18 protein-coding genes are annotated in these 14,299 nt (G+C 57.2%); 11 read left to right on the top strand and 7 right to left on the bottom strand.

The features are described from left to right. The first annotated feature begins 2 nt into the window (after positions 1-2). Positions 3-1,022, top strand: a complete 1,020-nt coding sequence (locus tag BA177_RS16995; protein WP_068618194.1) for an RHS repeat-associated core domain-containing protein — start codon at positions 3-5, stop codon at positions 1,020-1,022. Next, positions 1,019-1,396, top strand: coding sequence for a hypothetical protein (locus BA177_RS16990; protein WP_068618192.1), 378 nt, complete (start codon positions 1,019-1,021; stop codon positions 1,394-1,396). The genes BA177_RS16995 and BA177_RS16990 overlap by 4 nt, the downstream gene beginning before the upstream one ends. A 1-nt stretch (position 1,397) precedes the next feature. Here the strand turns inward: BA177_RS16990 and BA177_RS16985 are convergent, their stop codons facing one another. Both BA177_RS16985 and BA177_RS16980 read right to left on the bottom strand, forming a co-directional pair. Beyond that, the gene (locus BA177_RS16985) at positions 1,398-1,706 is read right to left on the bottom strand and encodes a type II toxin-antitoxin system RelE/ParE family toxin (protein WP_068618191.1); all 309 of its coding nucleotides are present in this window, start codon (positions 1,704-1,706) and stop codon (positions 1,398-1,400) included. Further along, positions 1,703-1,891 carry a hypothetical protein gene (locus BA177_RS16980; protein WP_068618188.1) on the bottom strand — a complete coding sequence of 63 codons (189 nt, stop codon included), beginning with the start codon at positions 1,889-1,891 and terminating at the stop codon, positions 1,703-1,705. The genes BA177_RS16985 and BA177_RS16980 overlap by 4 nt, the downstream gene beginning before the upstream one ends. Before the next feature lie 277 nt (positions 1,892-2,168). On the opposite strand from BA177_RS16980, the gene BA177_RS16975 reads away from it, so the two are divergent. From BA177_RS16975 to BA177_RS16960, 4 genes are all read left to right on the top strand, one after another. Beyond that, positions 2,169-2,357 (top strand): hypothetical protein, encoded by a 189-nt coding sequence (locus BA177_RS16975; protein WP_068618185.1) that lies wholly within the window; start codon positions 2,169-2,171, stop codon positions 2,355-2,357. Beyond that, positions 2,342-2,668, top strand: coding sequence for a type II toxin-antitoxin system RelE/ParE family toxin (locus BA177_RS18980; protein ID WP_250637158.1), 327 nt, complete (start codon positions 2,342-2,344; stop codon positions 2,666-2,668). The genes BA177_RS16975 and BA177_RS18980 overlap by 16 nt, the downstream gene beginning before the upstream one ends. A gap of 41 nt (positions 2,669-2,709) precedes the next feature. Then, positions 2,710-3,372 (top strand): RHS repeat-associated core domain-containing protein, encoded by a 663-nt coding sequence (locus tag BA177_RS16965; RefSeq protein WP_082990217.1) that lies wholly within the window; start codon positions 2,710-2,712, stop codon positions 3,370-3,372. 77 nt (positions 3,373-3,449) lie between these two features. Next, positions 3,450-3,794 carry an SEL1-like repeat protein gene (locus tag BA177_RS16960; RefSeq protein ID WP_156762886.1) on the top strand — a complete coding sequence of 115 codons (345 nt, stop codon included), beginning with the start codon at positions 3,450-3,452 and terminating at the stop codon, positions 3,792-3,794. 236 nt (positions 3,795-4,030) lie between these two features. On the opposite strand, the gene BA177_RS16955 is transcribed toward BA177_RS16960, so the two are convergent. From BA177_RS16955 to BA177_RS16940, 4 genes are all read right to left on the bottom strand, one after another. Then, the gene (locus tag BA177_RS16955; protein WP_068618180.1) at positions 4,031-4,621 is read right to left on the bottom strand and encodes a PIN domain-containing protein; all 591 of its coding nucleotides are present in this window, start codon (positions 4,619-4,621) and stop codon (positions 4,031-4,033) included. A gap of 3 nt (positions 4,622-4,624) precedes the next feature. Continuing rightward, the gene (locus tag BA177_RS16950; RefSeq protein WP_068618178.1) at positions 4,625-5,089 is read right to left on the bottom strand and encodes a helix-turn-helix domain-containing protein; all 465 of its coding nucleotides are present in this window, start codon (positions 5,087-5,089) and stop codon (positions 4,625-4,627) included. A 344-nt stretch (positions 5,090-5,433) separates the two neighbouring features. Then, positions 5,434-7,173: an ABC transporter ATP-binding protein gene (locus BA177_RS16945; protein WP_197493445.1), complete on the bottom strand. Its 1,740-nt coding sequence runs from the start codon at positions 7,171-7,173 to the stop codon at positions 5,434-5,436. Positions 7,174-7,416: 243 nt separating this feature from the next. Further along, positions 7,417-7,836, bottom strand: a complete 420-nt coding sequence (locus tag BA177_RS16940; protein WP_068618174.1) for a DUF6491 family protein — start codon at positions 7,834-7,836, stop codon at positions 7,417-7,419. A gap of 395 nt (positions 7,837-8,231) precedes the next feature. Here BA177_RS16940 and BA177_RS16935 point away from each other — a divergent pair, with 395 nt between their 5' ends. From BA177_RS16935 to BA177_RS16925, 3 genes are all read left to right on the top strand, one after another. Continuing rightward, positions 8,232-9,029, top strand: coding sequence for a glycosyl transferase (locus BA177_RS16935; RefSeq protein ID WP_156762885.1), 798 nt, complete (start codon positions 8,232-8,234; stop codon positions 9,027-9,029). A gap of 283 nt (positions 9,030-9,312) precedes the next feature. Further along, positions 9,313-10,632: an NTP/NDP exchange transporter gene (locus BA177_RS16930; protein WP_068618171.1), complete on the top strand. Its 1,320-nt coding sequence runs from the start codon at positions 9,313-9,315 to the stop codon at positions 10,630-10,632. 61 nt (positions 10,633-10,693) lie between these two features. Beyond that, positions 10,694-11,029 (top strand): zinc ribbon domain-containing protein YjdM, encoded by a 336-nt coding sequence (locus tag BA177_RS16925; RefSeq protein WP_068618170.1) that lies wholly within the window; start codon positions 10,694-10,696, stop codon positions 11,027-11,029. 133 nt (positions 11,030-11,162) lie between these two features. Here the strand turns inward: BA177_RS16925 and BA177_RS18440 are convergent, their stop codons facing one another. Then, positions 11,163-11,297 (bottom strand): DUF3096 domain-containing protein, encoded by a 135-nt coding sequence (locus BA177_RS18440; protein WP_082990216.1) that lies wholly within the window; start codon positions 11,295-11,297, stop codon positions 11,163-11,165. Positions 11,298-11,452: 155 nt separating this feature from the next. On the opposite strand from BA177_RS18440, the gene BA177_RS16920 reads away from it, so the two are divergent. Further along, on the top strand, positions 11,453-13,603 hold the full coding sequence (locus tag BA177_RS16920; RefSeq protein ID WP_156762884.1) for a hypothetical protein: 2,151 nt from the start codon (positions 11,453-11,455) through the stop codon (positions 13,601-13,603). Between the two features lie 73 nt (positions 13,604-13,676). Beyond that, positions 13,677-14,276 (top strand): DUF1318 domain-containing protein, encoded by a 600-nt coding sequence (locus BA177_RS16915; RefSeq protein WP_197493211.1) that lies wholly within the window; start codon positions 13,677-13,679, stop codon positions 14,274-14,276. Positions 14,277-14,299 lie beyond the last annotated feature (23 nt).

The raw sequence follows: 14,299 nt of genomic DNA, 5'->3' as shown, positions 1-14,299 counted from the left end.
TTGTGTTGCCGCGTGTTTACAACTACTACCGCACCTATGATCCTTCCACCGGTAGGTACTTGGAATCCGACCCCATCGGCCTCGGGCAACGCGTCCGGAAAGACACCGGAACGGTGACGCTGTTCGTCTATGACGATGCAGGGCAGTTGATAGGCGAGTACGATGCGTTCGGTAATCCGCTGCAGGAGACGGTGTGGTTCGAAGACGCGCCGGTAGCGGTGTTGCAAGGCAGCGGTGTGTACTACGTACACACCGATCATCTCGGAACACCGCGGGCCATCACGGATGCCGGCACTGTTATCTGGCGCTGGGAGTCGGAGCCGTTTGGTACGTCACTGGCGGATGAAGATCCGGACGGTGATCTGGTTAACTTTACGTTTAACGGGCGGTTTCCGGGGCAGTATTTTGATGCGGAAACGGGGCTGCATTACAACTACTTCAGGACTTATGACCCGAGTACAGGAAGGTATCTTGAGAGCGATCCTATTGGGCTTTGGGGTGGCACAAATACCTACGAATACGTCTACAGCAATCCTTTGATCTATTACGATCCATATGGTCTCTGGGCATTTGGTGATCCGTTGCCACAGGGGCTGGTAGATGGGGCAACGGGATTTGGTGATGGCCTGTCAGGCGGCATCACTTCGTGGATTGGAGATCGAGCCGGTATCGATTGTGGCGTGGACAAATGTTCTGCGGCGTATAGGCGGAGCCAAACGACCGGCAATGCTACCTCTCTGACCTTGGGCGGAGGTAGGCTTGTCTACGCTGGCTTAGCGAAAGGATACTCGTTGACGGCATCTTCAGGCGCTGCCGCGAGTGCGGGCAGATCGCAGCTTCGTCGTCTCTTTGACGGCGGGGGTAGTTTGAGGCCACCGAATTTGTCTCAGTACACGACTGATGCAGCGCTTCGCGCGGCGGCCGGTAGAACGAACCCGTATTTTAATGCGGCAGGTGCTGCGGCTGCTGGTCTAGGTGCAAACGATCTCGCGAATGGCGATGAATGCGAGTGCAGTCAATGAGGACTTACGAGCTTCACCGTGATGATGGCTACTTCTTGGCCTTCGAGATCGAGAACGTATACGTTCGGCCGAAGAAGATAGGGGAAATCCTAAGTGCAGTCGACGGCGTTACAGATGTGAAGGTGCGAAGACCGTTGGGTGCATCGAGGGATGTGCATGTGGCCTTCAAATACCTGGATATCGATTACATCGTCTGGGAGCCGTTCGGTGACAACAGCCGATACCGGGTCGGTCCGGAGCAAGCGAAGGAACAGCCATCGGATATTGATATTGCTCCGCTCGCAAATGCGTTCCGAGATTATGAGCAACCGTTCTTGGTCAAAGTTTTTGGTGACCTGATTACTTTGAATTTTAAATCTCTTTTTAGCACTTAGGCTAGCGCCAAGGCGGATATTCCTGACTGACGAGATCCCGGCGCACATGCACGAGGGCGAGGATGTTGATCGTCTCATTGCTGTCATCGACGGCATAAATCACGCGCTGACTCTGCACGATGAGTTCCCGAATGTGCGTTTCGTTGGCTTCGGGAACCTGCCTGCCTCTGCGGGGCAGTTCGTCAAGCGTAGCGACCGCGTCGAGTATGCGGTCGATGAAGCGCTCGGCATAGACGGCTGAGTCCCGGGCGATGTAATCGAACAGGTCGTCGAGGTCGGTCTCGGCGGGCTCCGTCCAGACAACCTTCATTGAGACTTGCGGGCGAGCAGCCTCGCTTTGACTTCCTCGTGTGGCACGGTGCGACCTGCGGCGGCGGCCTCGAGGCCGGCCTCTATTTTCTGCTTGACGTACAACTCGTACATCAGATCGTCCCAGGTAGCCTGCTCGGGCAGATTGTCGACGATGCTGCGTGCAGCCTCTTTGACGGATGACATCTTGGCGTCCTCGAATTCTCGTTACTCAACTGACGATACCATTTTACCGCTCAATTCGGGGGTGCCAAATCGATTTCAGTTCGATAGAAATCGAGCCCCCAAACCCCCGAGGGGCTTACAAGCAACCACCGAACATAATGCCCACGTTATACGCAATCGGCGTTAACGGCGGCCCGCCGCAGCATCCTCCATGCACAAAAAGGGACAAAAGGGCGGCAGCTAAAGGTGAACGCCGTTGGTACAATCAATCGACGCTCACGACCACGGAGGCAGCGCGATGAGTGCCACAAAACAGGAAGTGCAGGCCTTGCTCGACAAGCTCACGGACGACTGCAGCCTGGAGGACGTCCAGTATCACCTGTACGTCATCGAGAAGGTGCAGCACGGCATCGCCGTGGCCGAGGAACAGGGCAGCGTGTCGCAGGACGAGGCCGAGCAGCGACTCGCCAAATGGACGTCCGCGTAAGCTGGTCGCCCGCGGCCCTCGATGACGTCGATGCCATCACCGAGTACATCTACTGCGACTCGCCGGCCTACACGAGCGCCGTGGTCAGCAAGCTTCTCGAGGCGGCGCGAAACCTCGCGACCTTCCCGAACGCCGGGCGCATCGTGCCCGAGCTCGACGACGACACGATCCGCGAGCGCTTCATCTTACAGCTACCGGCTCATCTATCGCATCCAGGGCAACGAAATCCTCGTCGTTGCCGTCGTTCACGGCCGGCGGCTCCTGGAGCCGTTGCTCGACCAGATCAGCGACGCCTGATCCTATCCTGTTAAGCGAAAAGTCGCATCAGGGCCAAAAAGTTGTTGCGCGCTGGATGCGTCGGCGCGGCAACAACCTAAGCCGCGGACTGCGTTGGAGAAATCACATACGTAGTCGCCAATCGTCGTACGGCCGAGTTCTTTACAACTACTTTAGAACTTATGACCCGTCGACGGGGCGCTATCTCGACTCTGATCCAATCGGCTTGAATGCTGGGCTCAACACGTATGCGTACGTCGGAAATATGCCTACGATGTACTTCGATCCTTTTGGTCTAGAGCCGACTTTCAACTACTTTCCAAGAAACGAGCAGATCTACCACAATTCTCAGAGAATCCCAGATCCTCCTGCTGGCGTTATTTCTGTTGCGGGCCACGGGAACGAGAACCTAATGGTTCGCAGGTTTTCTCAGTACCTCGATGCGCGGCGACTTGCTGATTTGATTCGAAACTTGGAAGAGTTCAATGACGCTAAGAAAGTTACGTTATTGTCTTGCAACGTTGGTAGAGGCGAGGAGTCTCTTGCGCAGCGCCTCGCGGACGAGCTTGGTATTCCCGTTGAAGGGCCAAACAAGTTCATCATCATTGATTCGAATGTAGACATTACTATTGCGGACCCTCTTCCCAGCTCAGTGAACCCAGAAAACGAGTTTGACCTATCCAATACGTTGCCAGATCCAAAAAACCTCGGTGAATTCGTTGAGTACCAGCCGCGATGAGCTGCCGTAGAAGTACCCCGATTTTAGCTGTGCTGATGCTTGTGTTCTTGGCCGGCTGTCAAGGCGCGAGCCCACCAGTGATGGGTAACCAATCATTAGCATTGAGTAGGGCTGAAATCTCTGAGTTGGAGCGCAATGCCAACGAGCGTAACTGCGAAGCAGCGCAGGAACTGGCCAATTACTACGGGTTCGTCCGGGGTGATCAGGGCAAGGAGATCTACTGGCTTCGGATTGGTGCAGATGCTGGGGACGTTTCCTGTCAAACAAATCTCGCGATGTTGCTGCGAACCAAACGCGAACCCGCGACTGACGAGGATGCATTCCAGTATTTGAGGATGGCTGCCGACCCAGGAGGCGCAGATGCACAACATATGCTCGCTGAGGCGTATGAAGATGGCCGAGGAACTTTGGCTGAGTCCTAGCCGTCGAGATATTGTCGGAAGAGAGATTCGATATGCCTAAGGATGGCCGTCGTGCTCGCGGTGTCGCCCGACAATATTTGACTGGCGCAGCAATCGGAGTTGCGTTTTCTGATGCTCTGGGCTTCGGAAACGTAAGAAGGGAGGTTTGATATTTCTGACTGGAGGCTTGCAACTAACAACTCAGCTGTAAGAACGGTTATGAGTTGTTTCCGGCCTGAAAAGCTAAGACGATCGTTTCAAACCAGAGTTATCGATTCTCTCAGTTGATCGACGGTCAACGTCAGACCGAGCGCCTCCAGGTCAAGTAGCAGAGCCTCGGGAGTTTTTTCAGGCCTGTTTAGTCGCTGTCGCATTGTCCGAATGGCTGAAACTGACAGCGAAGAATTGAGATCAATAGTATCGGCGATAAATTCGTCCGCCGATTTCACCTCGATGTTGTATCGCCCCAGAACTGTACCTGGAAAGTCTTTCAGGTTGTCGGTAACGATGATGTCGGCTCGGCACTTGATCGCTGCGGCAATGACATGTCGATCTCTTTCATCGGGCAGTTTCCCGATATCGTGCGAAATTCCATCATAGTCAACGACGTTGGCGTCATCAAAAGCTGTGGTCATCATTGTTCTTGCGCGCCTGGCTCTTTCTTCTGGATCGATACAGCCTTTGTCAGTCAGGTATCTGACGGTGGCAATCTCTGTCTCATCAAGTATCCGCTCAGACCAGCGGACCCGAAACAGTTCAGCCTCGGCGAGTGACAATATGAGATTGCGCTTTAAAGGGCTGAACAAGACGCAAGCATCGACCACCGCTGTGAATCGATTTGCGAACATGTATCAAATATAGTCCGCGTCGAGTTGCGCAAGTTCGTCAAGTGCTTTGGCTCTCTTGCTGTCCCGAGCGCTCTTGTACTCAAAAAGATCATTCGCTCGGACACGCCGGTGACGCCCGACCAGCTCAAATGGCATCTCGCCTTTCTCAAGGAGTCCGACAAAATACGGTCGCGAAACATTCAACAGGTCAGCGGCTTGTTGCGTCGTCAGTCTTTGTGTCACGGGCACGAGTGTTACAGCGTCTCCCTTGCCTATGTGCCGGAGTAGCTCAATCAAGAGTTCCGAAAGCGCAGGGGTGAGAAATACTTCAGTCGGTTTGCCGGCCGGATCAACGATCTTCAATCGGCTGTTGTCCGCTGGACTGGCGTGCGCCGCGAGAATTTTTCGCAAATGGTTGGCGGCCTCTCGTTCACTTGCCGAAGGCAGTCGGTCTCCTATTTTTTCCGCGTAGCTGGCTGAAATAGTCATTTGGCTTCCTCCGTAAGCGGCCGATCATACGAAATAAACGAAATAGGTGCAATATTCGAAACGCAGCGGGCGCACGCCGATTGTCACGAAAAGTAAAATAACAACAACTTGCGGAGGTCCCCGGCCGTCGTTGAGGGTGCGGCTGAATATCCACGTACCGTAGCGACGGCCGGACGACCTGTCTAAACACCAACCCCGATAATGCGGCCGGCCCAGCGCCAGTGCCGCACCTGGAAGCCAGCGATACCGTTGGGAACTTCACCGGGATCGCATTTCTTCCACCAGCCACGATCTGTCGGAAGGTGCCTGGTTTGGGCAAAACTGCCGGGCCAGTCTCCACTGAATCAGGCTGCCTGCCCGGTCTGCACTGCCCACAACGCCGCGTAGATCCCGTTCATCGCAAGCAGTTCCGTGTGCCGGCCGCTTTCTGCAATGCGGCCTTTGTCCATCACGTAGATGCAGTCAGCGCGAACGATGGTAGAGAGTCGATGTGCTATTACGATTGTCGTTCGGGAATGGGATATGCGTTGCAGGGAGCGTTGAATAGCCGCTTCCGTATCGTTATCCACCGCTGAGGTTGCCTCGTCGAGTATCAGTACCGGTGGGTTTTTCAGTAACGCGCGAGCGATCGACAGGCGCTGACGCTGGCCGCCGGATAGTTTTTGCCCGCGTTCACCGACCACCGTGTCATAGCCTTGTGGGAGCCGGTCGATGAACTCCGTGGCTTCCGCTGATTCGGCCGCTGCGCGGACCGCCTCAAAAGTCGCGTCCGGGCTGCCGTAAGCGATGTTCTCGCGAATCGTGCCCTGAAACAGAAAGACATCCTGGCTTACAAAGCCCACCCGTCGCCGCAAACTGTCCAGGCTGACCGAGTCTATGCGTTGGCCATCGATCAGTATTTCGCCCGAAGCCGCTGTGTAAAAGCGCAGTAGCAATTTTATCAGTGTGCTCTTGCCCGAGCCGGTCTGGCCGACAAAGGCGACGGTATTGCCGGCGTCTATGGTCAGGTTGATGTCGTGCAGAACCGGAGCGTCGTCACCGTAAGCGAAATCAACCTTGCGAAACTCTATGCGGCCGTCGACCTTATCCAGCGCGTTGGCCCCTGCCGTATTGCGTATCGATACCGGTGTCTCGATGAGATCGAGAATGCGCCGCGATGAGGCCATTGCCCGTTCATAAAGGTCGACTGTTTCAGCGAGGTTGGTCAGCGGCCACAGCAGGCGTTGGGTCAGGAAGACCAGTACACCGTAGGCGCCGACGTGCAATGTGCCGTTCAGCGTCATCCAGCCGCCCAGCAGGAACGTGGCGACAAAACCGGCCAGGATCGCCATGCGTATGACGGGAATGAACGCGGAACTGATCGCGATCGCCTTACGATTGGCTTCGAGGTAGGCGTTGCTGTCCTGCCGGATGCGCTCCGCCTCAAAGTCTTCTGTGGCGAAACTCTTGATTGTCGTAATGCCAGAGACGTTGGCTGACAGCCGCGCCCCGAGACTGCCCACGCGCTCGCGAACCTCGGCGTACAACGGTTGCGCACGGCGCTGAAAATAGAATGCGCCGACCACGATCAACGGTATGGGCGTGAATGCGATCAAGGCGATCTGCGGCGAGACACTGAAAAATACCGCGCCGACCGCGAGGACGGTTGTGGCTACCTGAATCAGGTTGTTCGCACCGCCGTCCAGGAAACGTTCAAGCTGGTTGACGTCGTCGTTGAGTATCGTCACCAGGTTGCCGGTGCTGCGGTCCTCGAAGTAGGTGAGGTCGAGTCGCTGCACATGCTCGTAGGCATCGACCCGCATCGCGTGTTGCAGATCCTGCGCGAGATTGCGCCACAGAATCAGGTACAGATACTCGAACAGCGACTCAAACACCCAGACCACCAGCGTCAGGCCGCCGAGCAGCGCGAGTTGCCACTTTGGGTCGGCGATACCGAGTTCAGCGACGAACGAGGCCTTTTGTCGCACCACAACGTCGATCGCGATACCGATGAGTATCTCCGGCATCACGTCGAACAGCTTGTTCATCACGGAACAGATGGACGCCAGCACGATCCGGCGACGGAACCCTCGCGCATAGCGCATCAGGCGGAGCAGGGCAGCGAACGACGTTTGTGCGGCGGTGGTCACGAGCGTGGAATCCAGGCATAACAGCTTGAGTTGCCGCGCAGTATAGAGGAGCGCCGTGATCGTGCCGAACCTTTCTCTCCTTCAGTCAGAGAATTCAGCGCTCAGGTGCGCTGAATTCGCCAGCTGAATAGCTGCCATCGCCTGCCTGAGACAGGCGCGATAACTGCTTCTGTTCCTGCGCGGCTCTCGCTGAACTGTTTACTGCTTGCGACGTGCGTCGCGACGGGCCGTGACAATCTCCCTGGCTTCGTCGCGATTCATTACCTGCTCAATACTGTTCACGCGACACGATTGCGGCCCGAAGGAACGATCTTCAAATACCACGCGGCCGAAGCCGTCGTTGCAAATGCGGTTCACTGAGTCGACGACCTTGATGGAATGGGCGTCGCGCAATCCAGGGCAATGCCCGTCGACGGTGAACAGGTAGTGGTCCTTAACGCTGGCTGTCACCAGCAGTTCGCGATCACTCAACGAGCTGAAGCCGTTGATGCTATGGACGTTGATGCAGGTCCTGTCTGCGCCGTCTGCCATCGACGGGTTACTGCTCTGGTTCGCACAGGCGGCTGCCAACAGCAGCAGCGCAGTGGCGCCACAGAATCGATAAAATTTTGCCTTCATGGTTTTCTCCTTTGCCCAATACCGCGGGACAGTGTTGGCAATAGTCAGCGCAAATCTGTCTACCGCTTGGACAATGCAACGGCCATTACTGTTCCAGTGTGAAGCCGGTATTCCGAAAAAGACGTCGACTTCTTATTAGCGCTGCGGGTGGCAATTCCGGGTTGTCGCGCGCTCCGGCAAGCAACGATTGGTCGCGCTGGTGATGCGATTGGACTGCTTTTGTCGCTGTCGTAAGTATGGAAAGGGCCGTTGCGCACGGATTCGGCGTGTGGCGTGAATTTACGGCTGCGAGGCGCCGCCCGTGACAGGCCGCCACAATTGACCACAATCCGGTCCGGGAATGTGCAGATTTCCCGCTTACAACAGACGCATGGCAAAGCACAGGAGAACGCCGGATGCGCATGGAAACTGAAAACTGGAAGCAATGGCGCGAATTCTTCGCGGCACGCAGTGAACGCCGCCTGCCGGGACTGGATGATCCGCAGGATTACTCGGCGCTGCCAAAATCGCTGGCGAGGTCGCTGGCCGTCTTTCAGCTCGGTGAATCCGGCGGTGGGTCGATCGTTCAGCAGGCAGCCGGCAGCACGATACCGGCCGCCGGGCCCGATTACGCGAGCGCCATGCGCCTGTTCGTTGCCGAAGAACATCGGCACGCCGCGATTTTGGCGATCTGTGTGCGCAATCTTGGCGGTACGCTCATTCACCAGCACTGGACTGCAAGACTGTTCGTGCGTGCGCGCCGGCTGCTGGGGCTGCGGCTGAAAGTGATGGTTCTGCTCGCAGCCGAGGTGGTCGGGATCTGCTACTACCACCTGTTGGCTACGCGCTTGCCCGCGGGACGGTTGCGTTCACTGCTGGCTCAAGTCGTTAACGACGAGCGCTCCCACCTGCACTTTCACTGCAGCTTTCTGCGCAGCCAGGTCACCACGGGCTGGCGTCGCCGGGTATTCGTCGCTACCTGGCGGGCCGCAATGTTTGTTGCCGCGGGTATCGTGTTACTGGATCACCGTCATGCACTGCGCGATATGGGCTTGTCCCCGTCTACCGTATGGCGTCGCTGGACCGCTTACAGCCGGCTCGCCGAGCGCCTGGTATGCCGGACGCCGGTACCGGTCGATGCCGACCTTGCCCTGTTGCGCGAGCCCGATGTCCCGCGACGTGTATTGCACGAGGTGTCGGCCAGTACGGTCTGATTCATTGTATTCAGTGCAATCGCGAATTCCGTCAAAGATTGTGTCAAGGCTTGTTAAGCCGGTGAGTCACCATTAATGGCGCGAGCTTCCCTGCCAGCCACTCTGGCCTGATATGCCTTGTGGAAGTATCTGCGGCTTGTTCCTGAGTCCGGAATCCCGCTAATGTGCAGCCTGCGGAATCGGCGCTACGCCGGTCCGGCAGCAATACTGATCGGCACTGGCGGTGTGGTCGCAGACTCTGCGATCACGGCATTATGGTTTTCGGGGATCGTGGATTGACTCTATGAGCAACAAGCAGAACACGGGTATAGCTGCGCGCGCCGTCAAGGCGTTGGCCGCGATTGAAGCGAATGAACTGAAAGCAACGCTGATTTCGACGTTGTTTGTCTTCATCCTGATGGCGTCTTACTACATCCTGCGGCCGGTACGCGATGCGATGGCCAGTGACTGGACTGACACGGAAGTCAGCTTCCTGTGGAACATAAACTTCTTCGTCAGCGCAGCTATCGTTGCGATCTATGGCTACGCAATCTCGAGAGTGCGGTTGCGCCACGTTGTACCGGCGATGTACGCGTTTTTCGCCGCCACCTTCATTGCGTTCTACCTCGGCGTGGCCTCCGTATCGGACTGGGTGCTGGTCGACAAGGCGTTCTATCTGTGGGTCAGTGTGTTCGCCCTGTTTCACGTTTCCGTGTTCTGGACCTTCATGGCCGATACCTTTAACAAGGGCCAGGCCAAACGCGTGTTCGGCATCATCGGCGCGGGCGCCAGTGCAGGTGCGCTTGTGGGGCCGGCGATTCCTGCGTTGTTTGCCGATAATCTCGGCACCGACAACCTGATGCTGGTTGCATCGGTGAGCCTGTTGCTGGTTATTCCGCTGGTCTTTTACCTCTACCACCTGAAGGCCGCGGAGCTCGGTAATGTCGATCTTGTCGCCGATACCAAAAGCGCCGTGATGGGCGGCAACTGGTGGCACGGTTTTCAGGCCTTCGTCAGCAATCCTTATTTGCTTGGCATTGGTGCGTTCATTCTGCTTTACGTGTTTATCGGCTCGTTTGTCTACTTCGAACAGAAGAACCTGCTGGCTGATTTCTCGCGTGAAGAACGTACCCAGATTCTGGCGAGCATCGACTGGATCGTGAATCTCATGACGTTCGGTCTGGCATTTTTTGTCACGGGCCGGATCGTCAACAAGCTCGGTATGCCGACTGCACTGGCGTTGATGCCGGTGTTAATTTGTATCGGCATGTTGATTCTTGCGTTTGCGCCGATACTGACGGTATTGCTGGCGCTGCAGGTGTTTCGCCGCGGCGGCAACTACGGCTTGACCCGCCCGGCACGCGAGATGCTCTATACCCACGTCAGCAAAGAAGACCGTTTCAAAACCAAACCGGTGGTCGATATCGTCGTGTACCGGGGCGGTGATGCAATCAGCAGTTCGGTATTCGCATTTTTTACTGACGGTATTGGTCTGGGACTGGCAGCCGTAGCCCTCGTGGGCTCCGGAATTGCCGCCGCCTGGGCATGGGTTGGCGTACGCCTGGGCCGCTCGTTCGACGCAAACGAGGAACGTCCGACGAAAGAAGAGTCAGGGCCGGGTTAACGGCGGGCTGCAATGACGCGTATGTGCGATACTGCCGGCCCCTTTAATACCAGAGAGTTTCATGAGCGACCTGCCAAACTGCCCAAAATGTGCATCTGCTTACAGCTATCCGGATGGCGACAACCTGGTGTGTCCCGAGTGTGCGCACGAGTGGCGGCCGGGTGAGTCCGAGGACAATGCCGGCGCCGTCGTGCGGGATGCCAACGGCAACGAACTGGCGGATGGCGATACCGTTTCAGTCATCAAAGACCTGAAAGTCAAAGGCAGCTCCGCGGTCGTTAAAGTCGGCACCAAGGTCAAGAATATCCGGCTCGTTGACGGTGATCACGACATCGATTGCAAGATCAATGGTATCGGCGCGATGAAACTGAAATCAGAGTTCGTCAAAAAGGCTTGAATCGGCACATGCGCTGACCCGCTATCCTCAGCAACGTCGGTACGCCACAAGCTCAGGGCGCAGCGAGACTTGCGGTACCGTGTGGCGCGATGCGTATTTGTGCTGAGATCGCCGCCAGCCAGTTGCGGCGACGCTAATTCACTATTTGCAGCAGCCCGACCACGATCAGGTAAGCGGCTACGATGTAATTCAGCAGTTTCGGTGCGACCAGTATGGCGATGCCAGCGGCTATGGAAAGTACCGGCGCAAGTTCAATGTGCAGAGTCATGGTGTTGTCCTGTCGGTTGCTGTGGCAGTCACGCAGACCACCAAAGGTACTACGAATGAATCGCCTGGTGCAGAGCTGTCGGAGTGTCTGCTCCTGACGTGGCTTGTAAAGCCATGGGCCCGACCCTACCATCGACTGCGCAGCAAGGCGCTTCGATGATCACTGCTGCCCACGTATCGCCATCGGGATCACTCATCGTGCCGCTCCCTTACTTCAGCTTGCTGAGCGTTTTATGTTGTTCGTTGCTGTTGCCCGGCGTGGCGGTCGCTGCGCAGGACAGCACAGCGCTGAACGGTACCGTTGCTCGAATCGAGGCGGCCGACTGGAATCTGGAGTCGTTGCAGTTCGGCATTGAGATAGACGACGATGGTTTGCGCGGAGTGGTTCGTATTGGCCGCCTGGAACTGCTGGCGGCCGAGCAGGTGCTGACGGATACGTCCATAGTCTGCCGGACGATATCGTTTGTTGCCGATCGCATTGATTGTGCCGATGCACAGATCAATGCCGACTTTCCCGCTATTGGTCGTCAGACCATCACCGGTGATCTGCAGTACGAACGCAATAGCCAGGCCGTACGCTTTGAGCTGCACGATTTGATGCTGGCAAACGGCAAGATGTCCCTGCAAGGGCATGCAGTCCAGCACGGGTTCCAGCTGTTGTTCGATTCCACCGAATTGCAGATCGACGCGTTGCTTACCTTGCTGAATCCGTTTACCGACGCAATCGCTGGCCTCAGCGCCACGGGCAGTGCCCGCCTCAGTGGCAGTTTGCACAGCGGCGACCGCGATGAATACGTCGTTGCCCTCAAAGCGGCGCTCAACGATGCCGCCATGTCCAATGACGTTGGCACGCTCGTCACGGACGCATTGCACGGCGATCTGAGCATCACGGCGCGGCAGCAATCTGGCCGTTATGAGTTCGATCTGGACCTGCAGGCCGATCGCGGTGAGGTTTATGTTGAGCCTGTGTACGCCAATCTGAACGAGCATGCGCTGACTGTTCGCGTGCGCGATGCGGTGACCGCTGACTTCGTACAGTTTCAACTGGCGAATTTCTCCGTGCAGCAGGGTTCGGTGCTCGACGTTGGCGGCACTGTGCAGGTGTCGCTCGGCCAGGACGAGCAGCCGACGACGGTCAGCGGCCGAATCGTCCTCGGGGATTCGTCGGTCGATACCCTGTACAGCAGCGGCCTGCAGATATTAGCCGCCGGAACCCTGTTCGCCGATCTGGAAACGGCCGGGCGTGTTTCCGGCCGGTTCGACATTGCCGATAATTTTCCGCTTTCCGCACACCTGGAATTCACGGATGTTTTGCTGGATGACACGCGCCGCCGTTTCGCTGTCCACGCGTTGAACGGGGTCGTTAACTGGCCGGGCACCGAGGGTGCAGCGGGCACTGTGCCGGCTAGCCGCTTGAGCTGGGACAGTGCCAGTGCCTACGGAATTGCACTTGAGGGCGCTGAAGTTGCCATGCTGCTCGGCGGCAATGATGTCGAACTGCTGGCGCCTTTGCGTATCCCCACCATGGGCGGTGCGCTGCTGATCAATCGCCTGATCATGCGTGACTACGGCACGGAACAGGCGAGCGGATTGCTCGATGCCGCGCTCGAACCTGTGCAGCTGGGTCAACTCACCGGTGCGTTCGGCTGGCCCGCATTTTCCGGTTCTTTGTCCGGAAAACTGCCGTTGCTGCAGTACGAAGGTAACGCGATGACGGTTGGCGGCAGCCTGACGGCGAACGCGTTCGGCGGCGAGATTGCCATGTCCGGTCTGCGCCTGGAACAACCGTTTGGCCGCGTACCGCGGTTACGCGGTGATCTGACAATGCGTAACCTCGACCTGGAACAGCTCACTGATACCTTCTCCTTCGGTCTCATTCAGGGGCGGTTAAGCGCGGATGTGACAGGCTTGGAGATGGTGGCCTGGCAACCGGTCGCGATGGATATGCACCTGTACACGCCGCCGGCTGACAAGTCGAAGCACCGCATCAGCCAGCGCGCCGTGGAAAACCTGACCAGCGTGGGCGGCGGCGGAGCAGGGGCGGTATTGTCGAGCGGATTGTTAAAGTTTTTTGAAGTGTTCGCGTATGACCGGATCGGCTTGCGTTGTGTCTTGCGGGCGGGTAGTTGCACGATGAGCGGTGCAGGCCCGGCTGGCGACAGTGCATTAGGCAGTGGCTACTACATCGTCAAGGGCAGCGGCATACCGCGGATCGATGTTGTAGGCTACCGTCGCGACGTAAGCTGGGAACGACTGGTGCGCCAACTCGGTCAGATCAGCAGTAGCGGGTCGGCCGTTGTAAACTAACGCGTGCCGGTCGATGGCCTGGCACGGTAAATCGAATGGATTTGCGTAAACATCCCCAGTGGAGATGAATCGAATGAACAAGCTAACCCTGAGCGTGGCCGGCGTGCTCGTTGTCCTGGTCGCGGCATGCGTGACAATTAACGTCTATTTTCCGGAGGCTGCAGCAGAACAGGCGGCGGACCGGATTATCGACAAGGTGCGTGGTGAAACGCCCGAGGGTGGCGCATCGCTGCAACGCGAGAATGCTGATGAGGTGCCGGTGATGCTTGCGCTGGCGCAGGGTTATGTCGGATTTTTTATTGCGGATGCCAATGCACAGAGTGGCGTGGACTTCGACAAGCCGTCGGCGGAGAAGCAGGCTTTGGAGGCCGCGCTGGCGCAACGATTCTCTGCATTGCGACCCTACTACGATTCCGGCGCAATCGGACTCACGGATGACGGGCTGATCGAGATCAGAGATCGTGGTCTGGTACCACTGAAGGACCGTAATACGGTCGTGCAACTGGTGGCCGCGCAGAACAACGATTGGAACGCACTCTATGCGGAAATTGCGCGCGTTAACGGCCACCCTGAATGGCAGGATGAAATTCGCCGCACGTTCGCGAAACGCTGGATCGCCAAAGCGGAGAAAGGCTGGTACTACCGGGAAGGCGGTACCTGGAAGCAGCGCTAGAGGTGTTGGGTGCAGGTTGGAGG

The organism is Woeseia oceani (assembly GCF_001677435.1).
Classification (GTDB): domain Bacteria; phylum Pseudomonadota; class Gammaproteobacteria; order Steroidobacterales; family Woeseiaceae; genus Woeseia; species Woeseia oceani.
Note: the sequence above shows the minus strand (reverse complement) of the source record. Positions and strands in the feature narration are given on the sequence as shown.

Coding starts and splice junctions, on each gene's coding strand:
- BA177_RS16990 (WP_068618192.1), top strand. CDS start 1,019: ATGAGGACTTACGAGCTTCACCGTGATGATGGCTACTTCTTGGCCTTC.
- BA177_RS16985 (WP_068618191.1), bottom strand. CDS start 1,706: ATGAAGGTTGTCTGGACGGAGCCCGCCGAGACCGACCTCGACGACCTG.
- BA177_RS16980 (WP_068618188.1), bottom strand. CDS start 1,891: ATGTCATCCGTCAAAGAGGCTGCACGCAGCATCGTCGACAATCTGCCC.
- BA177_RS16975 (WP_068618185.1), top strand. CDS start 2,169: ATGAGTGCCACAAAACAGGAAGTGCAGGCCTTGCTCGACAAGCTCACG.
- BA177_RS18980 (WP_250637158.1), top strand. CDS start 2,342: ATGGACGTCCGCGTAAGCTGGTCGCCCGCGGCCCTCGATGACGTCGAT.
- BA177_RS16965 (WP_082990217.1), top strand. CDS start 2,710: ATGCGTCGGCGCGGCAACAACCTAAGCCGCGGACTGCGTTGGAGAAAT.
- BA177_RS16955 (WP_068618180.1), bottom strand. CDS start 4,621: ATGTTCGCAAATCGATTCACAGCGGTGGTCGATGCTTGCGTCTTGTTC.
- BA177_RS16950 (WP_068618178.1), bottom strand. CDS start 5,089: ATGACTATTTCAGCCAGCTACGCGGAAAAAATAGGAGACCGACTGCCT.
- BA177_RS16945 (WP_197493445.1), bottom strand. CDS start 7,173: ATGCGCTATGCGCGAGGGTTCCGTCGCCGGATCGTGCTGGCGTCCATC.
- BA177_RS16940 (WP_068618174.1), bottom strand. CDS start 7,836: ATGAAGGCAAAATTTTATCGATTCTGTGGCGCCACTGCGCTGCTGCTG.
- BA177_RS16935 (WP_156762885.1), top strand. CDS start 8,232: ATGCGCATGGAAACTGAAAACTGGAAGCAATGGCGCGAATTCTTCGCG.
- BA177_RS16930 (WP_068618171.1), top strand. CDS start 9,313: ATGAGCAACAAGCAGAACACGGGTATAGCTGCGCGCGCCGTCAAGGCG.
- BA177_RS16925 (WP_068618170.1), top strand. CDS start 10,694: ATGAGCGACCTGCCAAACTGCCCAAAATGTGCATCTGCTTACAGCTAT.
- BA177_RS18440 (WP_082990216.1), bottom strand. CDS start 11,297: ATGACTCTGCACATTGAACTTGCGCCGGTACTTTCCATAGCCGCTGGC.
- BA177_RS16920 (WP_156762884.1), top strand. CDS start 11,453: ATGATCACTGCTGCCCACGTATCGCCATCGGGATCACTCATCGTGCCG.
- BA177_RS16915 (WP_197493211.1), top strand. CDS start 13,677: ATGAACAAGCTAACCCTGAGCGTGGCCGGCGTGCTCGTTGTCCTGGTC.